15 protein-coding genes and 1 tRNA gene are annotated in these 13,026 nt (G+C 53.6%); 10 read left to right on the top strand and 6 right to left on the bottom strand.

Annotation, left to right across the window (positions count from 1 at the left end; genetic code table 11):
• Positions 1 to 185: 185 nt before the first annotated feature.
• Positions 186 to 800, top strand: coding sequence for a DedA family protein (locus SFC07_RS04840; protein ID WP_411207105.1), 615 nt, complete (start codon positions 186 to 188; stop codon positions 798 to 800).
• A gap of 92 nt (positions 801 to 892) precedes the next feature.
• Here SFC07_RS04840 and SFC07_RS04835 read toward each other — a convergent pair.
• Positions 893 to 969: transfer RNA gene (locus tag SFC07_RS04835), tRNA-Pro, on the bottom strand.
• A 61-nt stretch (positions 970 to 1,030) separates the two neighbouring features.
• Complete coding sequence (locus tag SFC07_RS04830; RefSeq protein ID WP_411207104.1) at positions 1,031 to 1,948, bottom strand: metallophosphoesterase; 918 nt, start codon at positions 1,946 to 1,948, stop codon at positions 1,031 to 1,033.
• A 27-nt stretch (positions 1,949 to 1,975) separates the two neighbouring features.
• Here SFC07_RS04830 and SFC07_RS04825 point away from each other — a divergent pair, with 27 nt between their 5' ends.
• Positions 1,976 to 2,428, top strand: a complete 453-nt coding sequence (locus tag SFC07_RS04825; RefSeq protein ID WP_411207103.1) for a GatB/YqeY domain-containing protein — start codon at positions 1,976 to 1,978, stop codon at positions 2,426 to 2,428.
• Here SFC07_RS04825 and SFC07_RS04820 read toward each other — a convergent pair.
• Positions 2,425 to 4,821, bottom strand: coding sequence for a transglycosylase domain-containing protein (locus SFC07_RS04820; protein WP_411207102.1), 2,397 nt, complete (start codon positions 4,819 to 4,821; stop codon positions 2,425 to 2,427). The genes SFC07_RS04825 and SFC07_RS04820 overlap by 4 nt on opposite strands.
• 383 nt (positions 4,822 to 5,204) lie before the next feature.
• Here SFC07_RS04820 and SFC07_RS04815 point away from each other — a divergent pair, with 383 nt between their 5' ends.
• The 4 genes from SFC07_RS04815 to SFC07_RS04800 all read left to right on the top strand — a co-directional run bounded on the left by SFC07_RS04815 (position 5,205) and on the right by SFC07_RS04800 (position 7,249).
• A complete protein-coding gene (locus SFC07_RS04815; RefSeq protein ID WP_411207101.1) occupies positions 5,205 to 5,552 on the top strand; it encodes a WhiB family transcriptional regulator in 348 nt (115 codons plus the stop codon).
• Positions 5,553 to 5,688: 136 nt separating this feature from the next.
• On the top strand, positions 5,689 to 5,844 hold the full coding sequence (locus SFC07_RS04810; RefSeq protein WP_411207100.1) for a DUF4177 domain-containing protein: 156 nt from the start codon (positions 5,689 to 5,691) through the stop codon (positions 5,842 to 5,844).
• A gap of 3 nt (positions 5,845 to 5,847) precedes the next feature.
• The gene (locus tag SFC07_RS04805; protein ID WP_411207099.1) at positions 5,848 to 6,309 is read left to right on the top strand and encodes a RidA family protein; all 462 of its coding nucleotides are present in this window, start codon (positions 5,848 to 5,850) and stop codon (positions 6,307 to 6,309) included.
• 115 nt (positions 6,310 to 6,424) lie between these two features.
• Positions 6,425 to 7,249: an MBL fold metallo-hydrolase gene (locus tag SFC07_RS04800; protein ID WP_411207098.1), complete on the top strand. Its 825-nt coding sequence runs from the start codon at positions 6,425 to 6,427 to the stop codon at positions 7,247 to 7,249.
• Between the two features lie 147 nt (positions 7,250 to 7,396).
• On the opposite strand, the gene glxR is transcribed toward SFC07_RS04800, so the two are convergent.
• Both glxR and SFC07_RS04790 read right to left on the bottom strand, forming a co-directional pair.
• Positions 7,397 to 8,080: a CRP-like cAMP-activated global transcriptional regulator GlxR gene (gene glxR, locus SFC07_RS04795; RefSeq protein WP_411207097.1), complete on the bottom strand. Its 684-nt coding sequence runs from the start codon at positions 8,078 to 8,080 to the stop codon at positions 7,397 to 7,399.
• A gap of 254 nt (positions 8,081 to 8,334) precedes the next feature.
• On the bottom strand, positions 8,335 to 8,520 hold the full coding sequence (locus SFC07_RS04790; RefSeq protein ID WP_411207096.1) for a hypothetical protein: 186 nt from the start codon (positions 8,518 to 8,520) through the stop codon (positions 8,335 to 8,337).
• A gap of 62 nt (positions 8,521 to 8,582) precedes the next feature.
• Between SFC07_RS04790 and nth the strand changes: the two genes are divergently transcribed.
• From nth to SFC07_RS04770, 4 genes are all read left to right on the top strand, one after another.
• Positions 8,583 to 9,368 carry an endonuclease III gene (gene nth, locus SFC07_RS04785; RefSeq protein WP_411207095.1) on the top strand — a complete coding sequence of 262 codons (786 nt, stop codon included), beginning with the start codon at positions 8,583 to 8,585 and terminating at the stop codon, positions 9,366 to 9,368.
• A complete protein-coding gene (locus SFC07_RS04780) occupies positions 9,369 to 9,941 on the top strand; it encodes a TlpA family protein disulfide reductase (protein ID WP_411207094.1) in 573 nt (190 codons plus the stop codon). It begins immediately after the preceding gene.
• Positions 9,941 to 10,684: an NUDIX hydrolase gene (locus tag SFC07_RS04775; protein ID WP_411207093.1), complete on the top strand. Its 744-nt coding sequence runs from the start codon at positions 9,941 to 9,943 to the stop codon at positions 10,682 to 10,684. The genes SFC07_RS04780 and SFC07_RS04775 overlap by 1 nt, the downstream gene beginning before the upstream one ends.
• A 76-nt stretch (positions 10,685 to 10,760) precedes the next feature.
• On the top strand, positions 10,761 to 11,957 hold the full coding sequence (locus SFC07_RS04770) for a MarP family serine protease (RefSeq protein ID WP_411207092.1): 1,197 nt from the start codon (positions 10,761 to 10,763) through the stop codon (positions 11,955 to 11,957).
• 60 nt (positions 11,958 to 12,017) lie between these two features.
• On the opposite strand, the gene SFC07_RS04765 is transcribed toward SFC07_RS04770, so the two are convergent.
• Entirely contained in the window at positions 12,018 to 13,019 is a 1,002-nt protein-coding gene (locus SFC07_RS04765) for an alpha/beta fold hydrolase (protein WP_411207091.1), read from the bottom strand.
• Between the last annotated feature and the right edge of the window lie 7 nt (positions 13,020 to 13,026).

Genomic DNA, 13,026 nt, shown 5'->3' with positions numbered 1-13,026 from the left:
GAGGTGCACTCCTTAAAAGTTCTTGTGACTTTTATTGTGCAAGCTCAAGATGAAATGAATATGAGAATTTTTAAAAACCAAAAAGGCGCTTTTCGACGCCCACCCGTTTTCACAACTATCTGCCAGCTTTAATCATTATGATCGAACTTCTATTAAAAGGTGTTTAAACACAAGAAGGAAAACCGTTGACAGATCAGCTGGTGACTTGGGTGGAAACCCTCATGACAGCGCCACTTTTTTATCCAATTCTGGCGCTTGTTGTGATTATTGACTGCATCATCCCACTCATCCCCAGTGAGACCATCCTTTCGCTTTCGGGGGCCTGGTCCGGATCCAGCGGAATTCCTAATATTTTGGGAATCATCGGCATTGCCACCGCAGCAGCGATCGTCGGCGATAATATTTGCTACTTCTTTGGCACCCGCTTGATTAAAATCGTCAACCGCGTGCCCGGTGATTCCAGTCGTGGAAAAGCACTGACCTGGGCCCGCAAAAACCTTAATGAACGTGATGTTTCCACCATTATTATTGCCAGATTTATCCCCTGGGCCAGGTGGTTTGTCACTATTATCTTGGGTTCGGTGAGTTATTCCTGGCCACGATTCTTATTATGGGATTCCATCGGCGCCTTCATCTGGGCAACCCAAGGCACTTTGCTAGGTTATGCCGGTGGTCGTCTCTTCCAAGATCAGCCACTTATTGGATTAGTTCTCGGCGCCAGCCTGGGCATTGCTTTTGGATTTGTGCTGCAATGGCTGAATCGAAAATGGGAGCAAAGGCGCGCTCCGGTCTCCTCTTAAAAAATAGCGAAACCGGCATGGTCTGCTGCTTTGAGCAGAGAATGCCGGTTTTATTTCCACCTAGAATCCACCTTGAGATAGTGGTGGGAAATTGGTCGGGATAACAGGATTTGAACCTGCGACCTCGTCGTCCCGAACGACGCGCGCTACCAACCTGCGCCATATCCCGGGGTGCAAAAATTCACTATAGTCCTGCCCCCGATTATGGCCAAAACTGCAGTTCAGATTGGTTAGCTTGGTTTTTCGGTGATTTTGATCAAGGTGGCGCTGGGGCGGCAGAAGATTCTAAAAGGCACAAATTTAGAGGTGCCCAAGCCATTGGAAACATGCATCCACATGTCGCCAAATTTATGCAATCCATTGGCGCGTTTACGGTCAATTCCACAGTTGGTTACGATCGCGTGGCCTCCTGGCAAACAGAGCTGACCGCCGTGCGTGTGACCGGAAAGTGAGAGCTGGTAGCCATCGGCTGCGAACTTCTCCAATACCCGTGGTTCGGGGGCATGCAGCAACGCCAAGCTGAGATCGGCATCCTGATTTGGTGCACCGGCGATTTCCTCATATTTATCGAGGTTATGGTGCGGATCATCCACGCCTGCGGCCGCTAGACGCACGGATCCCACTTGGAATTCCAGACGCTTGTGGGTGGCGTCTTGCCAACCGCGTTCAATAAACGCAGCACGCATGGATTCCCAAGGCAGATCGATATGGCTGACCGGGCGCTTTTTGCCCAGCAAGTAGCCAAAAGGATTCACCGGCTTGGGTGCCCAATAATCATTGGTGCCAAAAATGAACATGCCAGGACGGTCCAAGAGTGGGCCCAAAGCGCGCAGGGTATCGGGCACGGCCTTTTTATCGCTGAGATTATCGCCGGTGTTCACCACTAGATCAGGGTTCAGGGAATCCAACGCAGACACCCAGGCCTGCTTGGTTTCTTGACCTGGAATCATATGCAGATCAGAAATGTGGAGCAGGCGGAATTCCTTCTTGCCGCGCAGAGTTCCGGGCTCTAAAAGTGGCAGCGTGTGGGTCTTGAGCTCGAAGTTTCTCAGTTCGGAATTGCCCCAAATGGCGATTCCCACACCGGCTCCCACGAGGCCGGCGATGGATAGTGCGAGGGTCTTGGCGTTAGTTAACACCTTATCCACACTACCTGGGGAGTAACCTTGGCAAATATGAGTGAACTAAAAGATAAAATCCGCGCAGACCTCACCACCTCCATGAAGGCTCGTGACAAGGACACCACCGGCACCTTGCGCATGCTGTTGTCTGCATTGACCCAGGAAGAAACCACCGGCTCCAAGCACGAACTCAATGACGAGGAAGTGTTGAAGGTCATCGCCCGCGAGATCAAGAAGCGTCGCGAATCCGCCGATGTTTATGCGGAAAATGGTCGCCAGGAACTGGCCGACGCTGAGCTGAAGGAAGCAACCATCCTTGAGGCTTATCAGCCCACCCAGCTTGACGACGAAGAGCTAACTGCGCTTATCGACGAAGCGATTGCTGAGGTTGGAGGCGAAGCCACCATGAAGCAAATGGGCCAGATTATGAAGGCTGCCACTGCAAAGGCTGCTGGCCGTGTAGATGGAAAACGACTCTCCACCGCAGTGAAGAGCCGTTTGAACTAATTTCCGAGTAGCTGTCCGATGGCGTCATTCAAAACGTCGCCTAGGGTAGTTGCTCCTGTGGCTGCCGGAGCAGCAGGTGTAGCCGGAGCTGTTGTGGCCGGATTATTTGGTGCTACGGCAACAGGAGCTGGGCTGGACCCATCTGAAATATTCAAAATCACAGTGGCCCCGTCGACAAGCACTGCATCCTGCGGTGTTGCACTGACCACGGTGCCGCGCGCCTGACCAGTTCCGCTCGCGGTACGCGTGGTGACCTTGTAGCCTTCGGCGACAAGGGCGCTGCGCGCTGCAGCTTCGGTTTGACCTACAACCTTGGTGAGTAGTTCGCCGGCGGTGCCGAGCTTGAAGGCCGTGCTATTGGCGGGCAGGGTTCCCTGTTGCGCTTCTGGTACGCGTACTGCCATGTCGAACCACGATTGAGCAGGCTCATTGCCACCAAAGAGGTTGCCATCGCCACACTGGCGGACGGGGCTGCTGCACAGTGAGGTAGTGCTGGTGCCATCGTTGTAGATATAAGGAACCGCGGCAAAGTTGCTGTTAAAGCCCATAAATGAGGATGACTGGTTGGACTCGGTAGTACCGGTCTTAGCGGCGGTTGGCAGGGTCCAACTATATTGGCTAGCGGCTGTGGCAGCTGTACCGCTAACAATGTCCTGGCTCATGCCCACAGTCAAGGCCTGGGCAGTTTCAGTTTCAATGGCACGCTCGCAATCGGGGCGGTCAATATAAACTTCGTTCCCATCACGATCGTGAACGCTAACAATAGGGTTGGGCTCACACCACATACCACCGGAGGCAATGGTTGCTGCCACGTTGGAAAGCTCCAGTGGGTTCACTGCAGTTGGTCCCAGAGTGTAAGAACCGAGGTTGTGGTCCTTCATATAATCCGCGATGGAAGATTCACCATCAAAGGTGCCAGCCTCGGCGTAGCTGCGTAGGCCCAATTTGACCGAGAGGTCAACTACATTTTCCACGCCGACCTGCTCGATCATCTTCACAAAAGGCGTGTTGGGTGATTTAGCCAAAGCTTCCTGCAGGGTCATTGTTGCAGGATAGGTGCCAGCATTTTCCACACAATAGGTGTTGGCTGGACAGTTATCGGCACCGCCAGTACCCATGCCACGTGCCTCATATCGAGTTGGTACCTGCAGCACTGTGTCCAAGCCTGCACCCTGTTGGATAGCGGCAGCAGCGGTGAAAATCTTAAAAATCGAACCGGCGCCATTGCCCACCAAAGAAGCGGTTTGCGGCAGCATGGTCTCGCCAGCTTCAAGATCAAGGCCGTAGTTACGGGAGGAAGTCATGGCCAAAATGTCATGAGATTCCTCGCCTGGCTTGATCACGTTAACAACCTCGGCAACGCCTGAGGTGTTGGGGTCAACATAGCTGCTTACCGCACTGCGGGCAGCGTCCTGGACCTCGGGATCTAGGGTGAGCTTGATGGTATAAGAATCCTTGGCCAGCATATCCTGGGTAATGCCCTGGTCAGAAAGATATTGCAGCGCATAATCGCAGAAGAAGCCACGGTCGCCGGCGCCGATGCAGCCATTGGTTAATCCTTGAGGAGTGTCAAGCACACCTAGGGGTTCTTGCTGGTAGGCAGCTGCTTCCTCGGGAGTGATTGCGCCATAATCGGCCATTGCTCCTAGCACCGTATTGCGTCGCTCAAAAACACCATCATGGTTGGTGTAGGGATTGAGGTAAGAGGAAGATTGCACAATGCCTGCCAACATGGCGGATTGCGGAACGGAAAGTTCTGAAGCATTAATCCCAAAATAGGTTTGAGCTGCAGATTGAATGCCATAGGCACCATTGCCAAAGGGAACAATGTTGAGATAGCGGGTGAGGATTTCATCCTTGGTTAAGGTGTCATCCAGGGTGGAAGCCATTTGCATCTCGCGTAGCTTGCGGGGGATGGAGGTTTCCACTGCTGCAGCTTGTTCGGCTTCATCATCTGCCTCAACAAGGAGCAGGAAGTTTTTAACGTATTGCTGGTTTAGCGTGGATGCGCCCTGTTCCACGCCACCAGCAAAAAGGTTAGTTAGGATCGCACGGCCAAAGCCCTGGAGGTCAACGCCATCGTGCTCATAAAAGCGGCGGTCCTCAATGGAGACAATGGCATCTTTCATGGTCTGGGAAATCTGATCGCCGGTGACCTCAAAACGCCGTTGTGCATAAATATAGGCAATGGGCTGGTCGGTGGAATCAGTGATGGTGGTGACACCAGGTCCACGACCATCTGTCAGATCGGCCAAATTGGTTTGCATCGTATCTTCCGTACGAGCCACCGCCACGCCAGAAATGCTGGCTAAAGGCACCAGGGCTAAGGCGCCAAGAACGCCGGCGGCGACAGTGGATGCAATGAGCTTCGACAGAGAATTTGCGATGGACACCCCAATAGCCTAGCGATTAAGGGCACATTCGTGAACCCGAGCGGATTAGTTTTGTGCATTATGCGCAAGCCTTGAGAGCTGTATGTGGGCGCTGTGCGGGTTAGTTGTGCGTGTTTCGCGGGCTGGTCTGGGGTGCTTTCTCCGGTCATATTCCCGAGCATCCCTGGGGGTCTACTTAAACCCGGTCACCCGCCTGGGTGAGTGCAACTACGCGGGAACACTGTGCGCATGCCGAACAATTGTATCCCCAAGAGGGGGTGCATAAATGCTGATTGAAGAGGACTTTTAGGTTTTTGGTGTGATGTATTAGACACTGATTTGACCATGTGACTACACTTACTAATGTATTTAGTGTTCGCCCCGCGTCTACCGAGGAGATTGTCATGACGTCTGTTATTTCAGAACAGCGCAACAACGCCTTTTCCAGGGATAATAACCAGTCCCCAGCTGTGGAGACGGAGCGCGGCGAGTGGATCACCCAAGCAAAGTGCCGCAATGGCGATCCTGATGCTCTCTTTGTCAGGGGGGCGGCTCAACGTCGCGCCGCAGCTATTTGTCGGCACTGCCCAGTGGCCATGCAGTGCTGTGCCGATGCCTTGGATAACAAGGTGGAGTTTGGCGTGTGGGGTGGTCTGACCGAGCGTCAGCGCCGCGCCCTGCTGCGTAAAAACCCACATATCACCAATTGGGCTGAGTACTTGGCCCAAGGTGGAGACATCCCTGCCGTTTAAGGGAAGCTGTGCTTTAATCTTTCCGGCACCGGCTGAGTACCTGCTTAACAGTCGTTGGCGCACCCCGGGGTGCTTAAAGCCTGCCCGCAGGCATGAAAATCCCACTGTTGAGCTTTGCCCCGGTAGGATATTGTCCATGACTAAATGGGAATATGCCACCGTGCCTTTGATTACACACGCTACAAAACAAATCCTTGATAACTGGGGTGAGGATGGCTGGGAGCTCGTCTCCGTCATGCCTGGTATGAACCCTGAAAATCTGGTTGCATACATGAAGCGCGAGGTGGCTTAACTCGTGGCTACCAATTCTGAGCGTTTGGCTGAACTGGGAATTGCCCTCCCAACCGTGGCTGCTCCAGTGGCTGCCTACGTTCCTGCAGTGCAGGTCGGCAACCAGGTGTGGACCTCCGGACAGCTTCCTTTTGTTGCTGGTCAACTACCTGCTACCGGCAAGGTGGGCGCCGAGGTTTCCCCTGAGGATGCTGCCGATTATGCCCGCACCGCCGCGCTAAATGCCCTTGCTGCGATCGACGCCCTCGTGGGCATTGACAATGTCACCCGCGTTCTCAAGATCGTTGGCTTTGTTGCTTCTACCACTGATTTTGGTGGCCAGCCAGCAGTAATCAACGGCGCTTCCAACCTTATGGTGGAGATTTTCGGCGAGGCCGGCGCACATGCTCGCTCCGCCGTTGGCGTCGCAGAGCTGCCCCTTAACTCCCCAGTCGAGGTTGAGGTTATCGTCGAGGTTGCTGCCTAAAAGCGCGCTTTTCGACGCAAAGATGTTCGCGAAGGATCCCTTCGTGAACATCTTTTTTATTTGAATTTTCACCTCCAGTTCTACGAAATGTCTCATACCGGCTAAGCTATGAGCTATGGAGCATCCTGCTTACAGTCAATTGCGGCCGGTCACCCCGTCCGCATCTGTTGTTTTGTGCCCTAATCCAGGCTATAGCTCGCTGGAAGGCACCAATTCTTGGGTTATCCGGGCACCTGAAGACCCCCGGAGCATCGTCATCGATCCAGGCCCAGAGGACGAGGGCCACCTTAATGTCTTGAATTCCAAGGCAGAAGAGGTCGGATTGGTGTTGTTGACTCACCGCCATCACGATCATGCTGATGGCGCGGTTCGTTTCCGCCAGCTCACCGGAGCGCCGGTACGCGCAATGGATCCCACCCACTGCGCCCGCGGTGAGCAGCTTGTAGACGGCGAGATCATCACCATTGACGGTGTCACCCCACAGATCGAGGTAGTGGCAACCCCCGGCCACACTCGTGACTCTGTGTCCTTCTTCATCTGGAGTGGTACTCCTCATGAATCCACCCTGGAAGGCATTGTCACTGGCGATACCATCGCTGGCCGCCACACCACCATGATTTCCGAGACCGATGGAGATCTGGGCGAATACCTCAATTCCTTGGCCATTTTGGAAGAGCGTGGCGTTGACGTCCCACTGCTTCCTGGACATGGTCCTGATGGCGAGAATGTCGCTGGCTTTGCGCGCAAGTACATTGAGCGCCGCGAGCTACGCCTCAACCAGATCCGCGAGGTCTGGGCTAATGAAGGCCGCGACGTATCCATGAAGCACCTAATCGACGCCATCTACGATGATGTCGATCCCGTGCTGCGTGGCGCTGCTGAGCAGTCCACCCACGTTGCTATCAAGTACCTGCAAGCACAAGAAGCAGCTGCTTCTTAATTAAAGACTGGGCCTAAAGCCTAAAAGCCATTTAAAAGGCATGTCATTGAAGTTCAATGACATGCCCTTTCTCGTTTGCTGAACACAAAACCCCGGTGGATCCTCGAAAAAATTCCAGAACCCACCGGGGTTGAAGTGCAGAATGTTTTAGCGAGCGCGTCGTGCGAGGTGCTCGGTGTCAACAATCAAGACGGACTTGCCTTCAAGGCGAATCCAGCCGCGGTGTGCGAAGGTAGCTAGCGCCTTGTTCACGGTCTCGCGGGAAGCGCCCACAAGCTGAGCGATTTCTTCCTGAGTGAGGTCGTGGTTCACGCGCAGAGCGCCTGCTTCTTGGGTGCCGAAGCGGTTTGCTAGCTGCAGTAGGGTCTTGGCAACGCGGCCAGGAACGTCGGTGAAGATCAGGTCCGCTAGGGAAGCGTTGGTGCGACGCAGGCGACGAGCCAGCACGCGCAGCAGCTGCTCTGCAATCGCAGGGTGATCGGCTACCCAGTTACGCAACATTTCCGAGTTCATGCTTGCTGCATGAACTTCGGTAACGCAGACTGCGGAGGAGGTACGTGGGCCTGGATCGAAGATGGAGAGTTCACCGAACATATCGGAAGGTCCCATGATGGTCAGCAGGTTTTCACGTCCATCGGGAGCGTGGCGGGCAAGCTTAACCTTGCCCGAGGTGATGATGTAAAGTCGGTCGCCAGGCTCGCCCTCATCGAAGATGGTTACTCCGCGAGGGAATCGAACGGTTTCCATATCCTGGATAAGGTTATTTACTGCCGTTGGGTCAACGCCTTGAAAAATTCCTGCGCGAGACAGGATTTCCTGAACACCTTCCACTGTTTTCTCCTTCGTTTGCACACATTTTGTTAATAGCCCAGATGAGTGGCATCACCCTTAGGTGCGTAGATTTAACTAGAATCTGGACGATACCTAACGGGAGGTATCAAGTAATGTGGCAAAGGCCACTCTACTATGTGATTGGTCACCACGTTAGTGCATTTGACTAAAATGTCACAGTTTAACAACCATGAATTTAATATTCACAGTGAGCTAACAGTCTAATTCAACCTTCAAAGGTATTTCCATTCGCCTTAGGCTGCTGTAGCTTCTGCTTGTCCCTCGGTATCGGTATTGTCCTTGCTACCAGTGTTCTTCGCTAACTTTACCTCAGTATCTGTGGCAATGTGCGGGTGTAGCAGGGAGGCTTCGATTCGCTCCATAGAAAATGCAAAAAGCATTAACAATAGCGGGATGAGCACCACAAGCAGACCAGTCATGCAGATCATTCTAGTGAAGAAGAAATTTTCTGCGTGCCTCAGGGTCTGGCAATGTGTGGGATATGGGATCTTTAACTCCGCAGAAGCGACCCCGCGTGGGCTCACACCTGGCAGCCAAGGGCAAAGAGACTGAAATTGGGCGTAAAAGACGCGCTCGACGCATTAATCGCACCCTTGAAGTCGCTTATCCAGATGCGCACTGCGAGTTGGATTTTACTAACCCTCTTGAGCTCACCGTGGCCACAATTTTGTCAGCGCAGTGCACTGACGTGCGGGTTAATCAAGTAACGCCAGCACTTTTTGCGCGTTATCGCACTGCCCAAGATTATGCCGAGGCTAATCGTGCTGAGTTAGAAGAACTAATTCGCCCCACTGGGTTTTATCGCAATAAGGCAACCTCAATCATGGGCTTGGGGCAGGCTCTGGTTACTCAGCATGACGGGGAAGTGCCAGGCACCCTAGAAGAGCTGGTGGAGCTGCCAGGAGTGGGACGCAAAACGGCAAATGTGGTGTTGGGAAATGCCTTTGGCGTGCCAGGCATTACGGTGGACACCCACTTTGGAAGGCTCGCGCGACGCCTTAAGCTCACGGAATTGGAAGATCCGGTAAAGATCGAGCAGGAGATGAACATCCTTATTGAGAAGTCGGAATGGACGATGTTCTCGCACCGCTTGATCTTCCATGGACGTAGAATATGCCATAGCCGACGCGCAGCTTGTGGAGCATGCATGCTGGCTGCGGATTGTCCGTCTTTTGGACTTGCAGGACCAGCTGATCCTTTAGAAGCCCAAAAACTAATTAAGAGTGATGATAGGGAGCACCTGCTGAAAATGGCAGGGATTAAATAGATGACAAGCAGTGCAAAATGGTCGCTCGTTGGAGTCGTGGTGATTCTCGCTGCTTTGGTAGCTATGCTGCCACGTCTTTTAGGTGGCGGTGCCACCGACACCTCCGCTGACTCCGCTGTGGGGCAGGGCGAGGGGACGTCGACAAGCGTTATTGCCCAGCGCCCTGATTGCGTGGCCTCCGGTGTGGCAGGTGTGGAATTGCCGTGCCTGGGCGGAGCAAATGGGGCGGGTAATGACAAGCCGACCGTGGTGAATCTATGGGCATGGTGGTGTGAGCCTTGCCGTAATGAGCTGCCGATTTTTGCGGAGTTTGCCGCGACGCATCCGGAACTCAATGTGATTGGTGTGCATGCTGATACCAATGCTGCCAATGGGGCTGCGCTGCTTGAAGATCTCGGTGTAAATTTGCCGAGCTATCAAGATGATTCCAACCTTTTTGCGGGCACCTTGGGGCTGCCTTCGGTAGTGCCAATCACTGTGGTTGTTTCTGCATCTGGCGAGGTTATTGATACTTTTACTACTCCTTTTAGCAGCTTGGAAGACCTCGATAGTGCTGTTTCAGAGGTGCTCTAATGCAGGATTTTCCCAATTTGCCTCATGATTTTCCGGGTGAGAATGTGGATTTAGCTCCGGATAAAGCGCCAGTGTGGATGCATCGCCTCATCGAACGTATTCAAGCTGGGAAAATGCGTGATCCGCTGGCAGGTGCCAAGCCTATAGATACCTCGGATGCGGATAAACGCGCTGCCGTGTTGATGCTTTTTGCTGGCTCGGAAACCTCCTTTGACCTGCCTAATGACGCCTCGGTGTTATTAACGCATCGCTCTCCAACAATGCGTTCGCATGCAGGTCAGATTGCTTTTCCCGGTGGTCGCGTAGATCCCACCGATGTGAATGCGGTGGACTGTGCTTTTAGGGAGGCATGGGAGGAAACTGGGTTGGATCGGCGCAGTGCAACGCCATTGGCGCAGCTTAAAGAGGTGCATATTCGTGCCACTGGGTACCCTGTTTATCCAATTTTGGGGCATTGGCATAGTCCTTCACCAGTTGCTGTGGCGAGCCCGCGGGAAACTGATGAGGTTTTTGATGCCCCGGTTTATGACTTGATTGATCCCGCAAACCGCCTGATGGTGGGGTGGAATCAATGGCATGGCCCCGCTTTTAGGATCAACGATTACATCATTTGGGGTTTTACTGCGGGGCTTTTGTCTACAATTTTGGAAACCGCAGGATGGGCCACCGAATGGGACCAAGATCGTATTTATGACTTGGACAATACGTTGACTAAATCGCGTAATAATGAGAATTTACGTTAGGTGCGGGGCCGGTAGTGTCCTAAACTCGAGTCGTTCCCCAAATAAGCTGATTTTGAAAGAGTAGAGCACCAGTCAATTGTTGAGTTCGAGCGCGGTCGTCGATGCCATCATCGTCCTCGTAATGGTGTTCGCCCTGTGGGGCGGATGGAGGCAGGGAGCCTTCACATCACTGCTATCCACAGTGGGAGTTATCGCAGGTCTAGTTATTGGATCCGCCGCAGCACCTTTTGTTATGGGATTTACCGAATCCACCGCGCTGCGTTTCCTCCTGGCCATTGGCACTGTGGTGCTCTTTGTGGGGTTGGGAAATCTTGTGGGCGCCTATTTGGGTGCCTCCATTCGTGAAAGCATTAAGTTCAAAAGTTCGCGGATTGTCGATTCTTTTATCGGCGCCATCTTCCAGGTGTTAGCGACTTTGGTAGTGGTGTGGTTGGTGGCAATCCCACTGGCCACCGGCCTTTCCGGGCCAGTTGCTACAGGCATTAGAGATTCCAAGATCTTAGGCGTTGTTGATCGCCTCACCCCCCAAAGTCTTGATGCACTGCCCTCCAAAATCTCCGCAATGCTCAGCGATTCTGGGCTTCCACCGTTGGTTTCGCCTTTTGCTGGTGGTTCTACCCTGGAGGTAGAAGCCCCAGAGATTAACGTGTCCAATACTGAGCTGGTGGAAGCAATGCGGCCTTCTGTCATTCACGTGATGGGTGATGCTCAAGAATGCAGCCGTCGCCTTATGGGCTCTGGATTTGTGGCAGCACCTGATTATGTGGTGACTAATGCGCATGTGGTGGCTGGAACTTCAAATGTCAGCCTGGACACCATGGTGGGCACCCGGTCTGCCGAGGTTGTTTTTTATGACCCAGATGTAGATATCGCCGTGCTGTACAGCCCAGACCTGGGCATTGATGCACTCCCATGGGCTGCTACACCATTGGAGACTGGCGATGAAGCCATTGTGATGGGCTTCCCACAATCTGGTCCTTTTAATGCTTCTCCGGCGCGAATTCGGGAAAGAATCATGATCACCGGAAGCAATATTTATGCCAATGGCCAACATGAGCGTGAGGCCTATTCGGTCCGCGGCTCCATTCAATCCGGAAACTCGGGTGGGCCTATGGTTAACCAAGCTGGCGAAGTTGCGGGCGTGGTTTTTGGTGCAGCCATTGATGGCTCTGACACCGGCTATGTACTGACTGCAGCTGAGGTGCAACAGCGCATTGGTGAAATTACTGCCCTGACCACCCCAGTGGACACCATGGAGTGCGCGGTTTCCTAGTTGGAAAGACAGGCGCCGGCCCTTGGAAAGCCGGCCGAGCTCGCCTCAACAAGGCCTGAGCTACAGTCCCCGAGCAAACTCCTCAACCCCGCGTGCAAACTCCGCGGGGTTTTCCCAATAGGGCAATTCAAAACCGCCGGGGATGGAAAGGATATGGAGTTTTCCGCAGCTGCGAGTTTTTGCCAGGTGGGCTAGATACTCCCAGCGCTGAGTGTTTTGTTTCAAAATTAGAACCGGTGCTGAAACCAAAGACTTGGCATGTTTTGCCGGACCTTGGCCTGCTAAAAAGCGATTAGTGCGCACAATGGCACCGAGGGTGTGATCGATACCCAAAGCTTTTTTGCGCAGCTTGGTAATTTCCCTAAAGGCATTGCTGCGTTGGAAAGATACCGAGGTGTTGGAGGTGATTTCGCGCTGGGAGGACCTGGCAATGGCTACGCTGAGCAGGCGATAAGCTGGGGTGGGTACACCAAAAACTAGGCGTCGGCCTAAATCTGGCAGGAAAAGATAGGGCTTGAGCAGCATGGCGCGGTTCATATCGCTGGGGTGAATCGCGCCGAGGGATACTAGTCCGCGGACGCGCTCGGGATACATGGTGGCGCTGACCCAGGCGATGCTGGCACCGGTGTCGGAACCTACCAAGATGGCGTCATCGTGGCCAAGTGCTGCAATGACACTGCTGATGTCACCAGCGGCATGGCGGAGATCGTAGCCGGCAGGGGGTTTATCGGACATACCATATCCGCGTAGATCGATGGCTGCGACGTGGAATCCGGCGTCGGCAAGCGGGGAGATGACCTCACGGTAGTCAAACCAGCCCCCAAATGCGCCGTGAATGAGCAAAACCAGGGGATTAGTGGGTGAACCAGCTGTAGCTAGATGAAGGCGCACACCGCGCACAAAGACGTGCTCGTGATTAAAAGGGCCTTCTAAGGCAACGATGTTGGGGGAGCGTTCGATGGAAGCAACGGTAGTTGCCATACGCCGTTGGGCACGCAAGTTTTTCCACCAGGTGCGGAAGGAGGAGGGGTTCGTCGACAAGCCCTTTTTTGAAGTTGCCATCGATGAT

It is taken from the genome of Corynebacterium callunae (assembly GCF_046592015.1).
Classification (GTDB): domain Bacteria; phylum Actinomycetota; class Actinomycetes; order Mycobacteriales; family Mycobacteriaceae; genus Corynebacterium; species Corynebacterium callunae_A.
The sequence above is the reverse complement of the archived record's forward strand: the minus strand, read 5'-3'. Positions and strand labels throughout refer to the sequence as shown.

Bases quoted from the DNA above. Each gene is read 5' to 3' on its own strand.
- SFC07_RS04800 (WP_411207098.1), top strand. From the start codon at position 6,425: ATGGAGCATCCTGCTTACAGTCAATTGCGGCCGGTCACCCCGTCCGCA.
- SFC07_RS04780 (WP_411207094.1), top strand. From the start codon at position 9,369: ATGACAAGCAGTGCAAAATGGTCGCTCGTTGGAGTCGTGGTGATTCTC.
- SFC07_RS04810 (WP_411207100.1), top strand. From the start codon at position 5,689: ATGACTAAATGGGAATATGCCACCGTGCCTTTGATTACACACGCTACA.
- SFC07_RS04825 (WP_411207103.1), top strand. From the start codon at position 1,976: ATGAGTGAACTAAAAGATAAAATCCGCGCAGACCTCACCACCTCCATG.
- nth (WP_411207095.1), top strand. From the start codon at position 8,583: ATGGGATCTTTAACTCCGCAGAAGCGACCCCGCGTGGGCTCACACCTG.
- SFC07_RS04815 (WP_411207101.1), top strand. From the start codon at position 5,205: ATGACGTCTGTTATTTCAGAACAGCGCAACAACGCCTTTTCCAGGGAT.
- SFC07_RS04775 (WP_411207093.1), top strand. From the start codon at position 9,941: ATGCAGGATTTTCCCAATTTGCCTCATGATTTTCCGGGTGAGAATGTG.
- SFC07_RS04790 (WP_411207096.1), bottom strand. From the start codon at position 8,520: ATGACTGGTCTGCTTGTGGTGCTCATCCCGCTATTGTTAATGCTTTTT.
- SFC07_RS04765 (WP_411207091.1), bottom strand. From the start codon at position 13,019: ATGGCAACTTCAAAAAAGGGCTTGTCGACGAACCCCTCCTCCTTCCGC.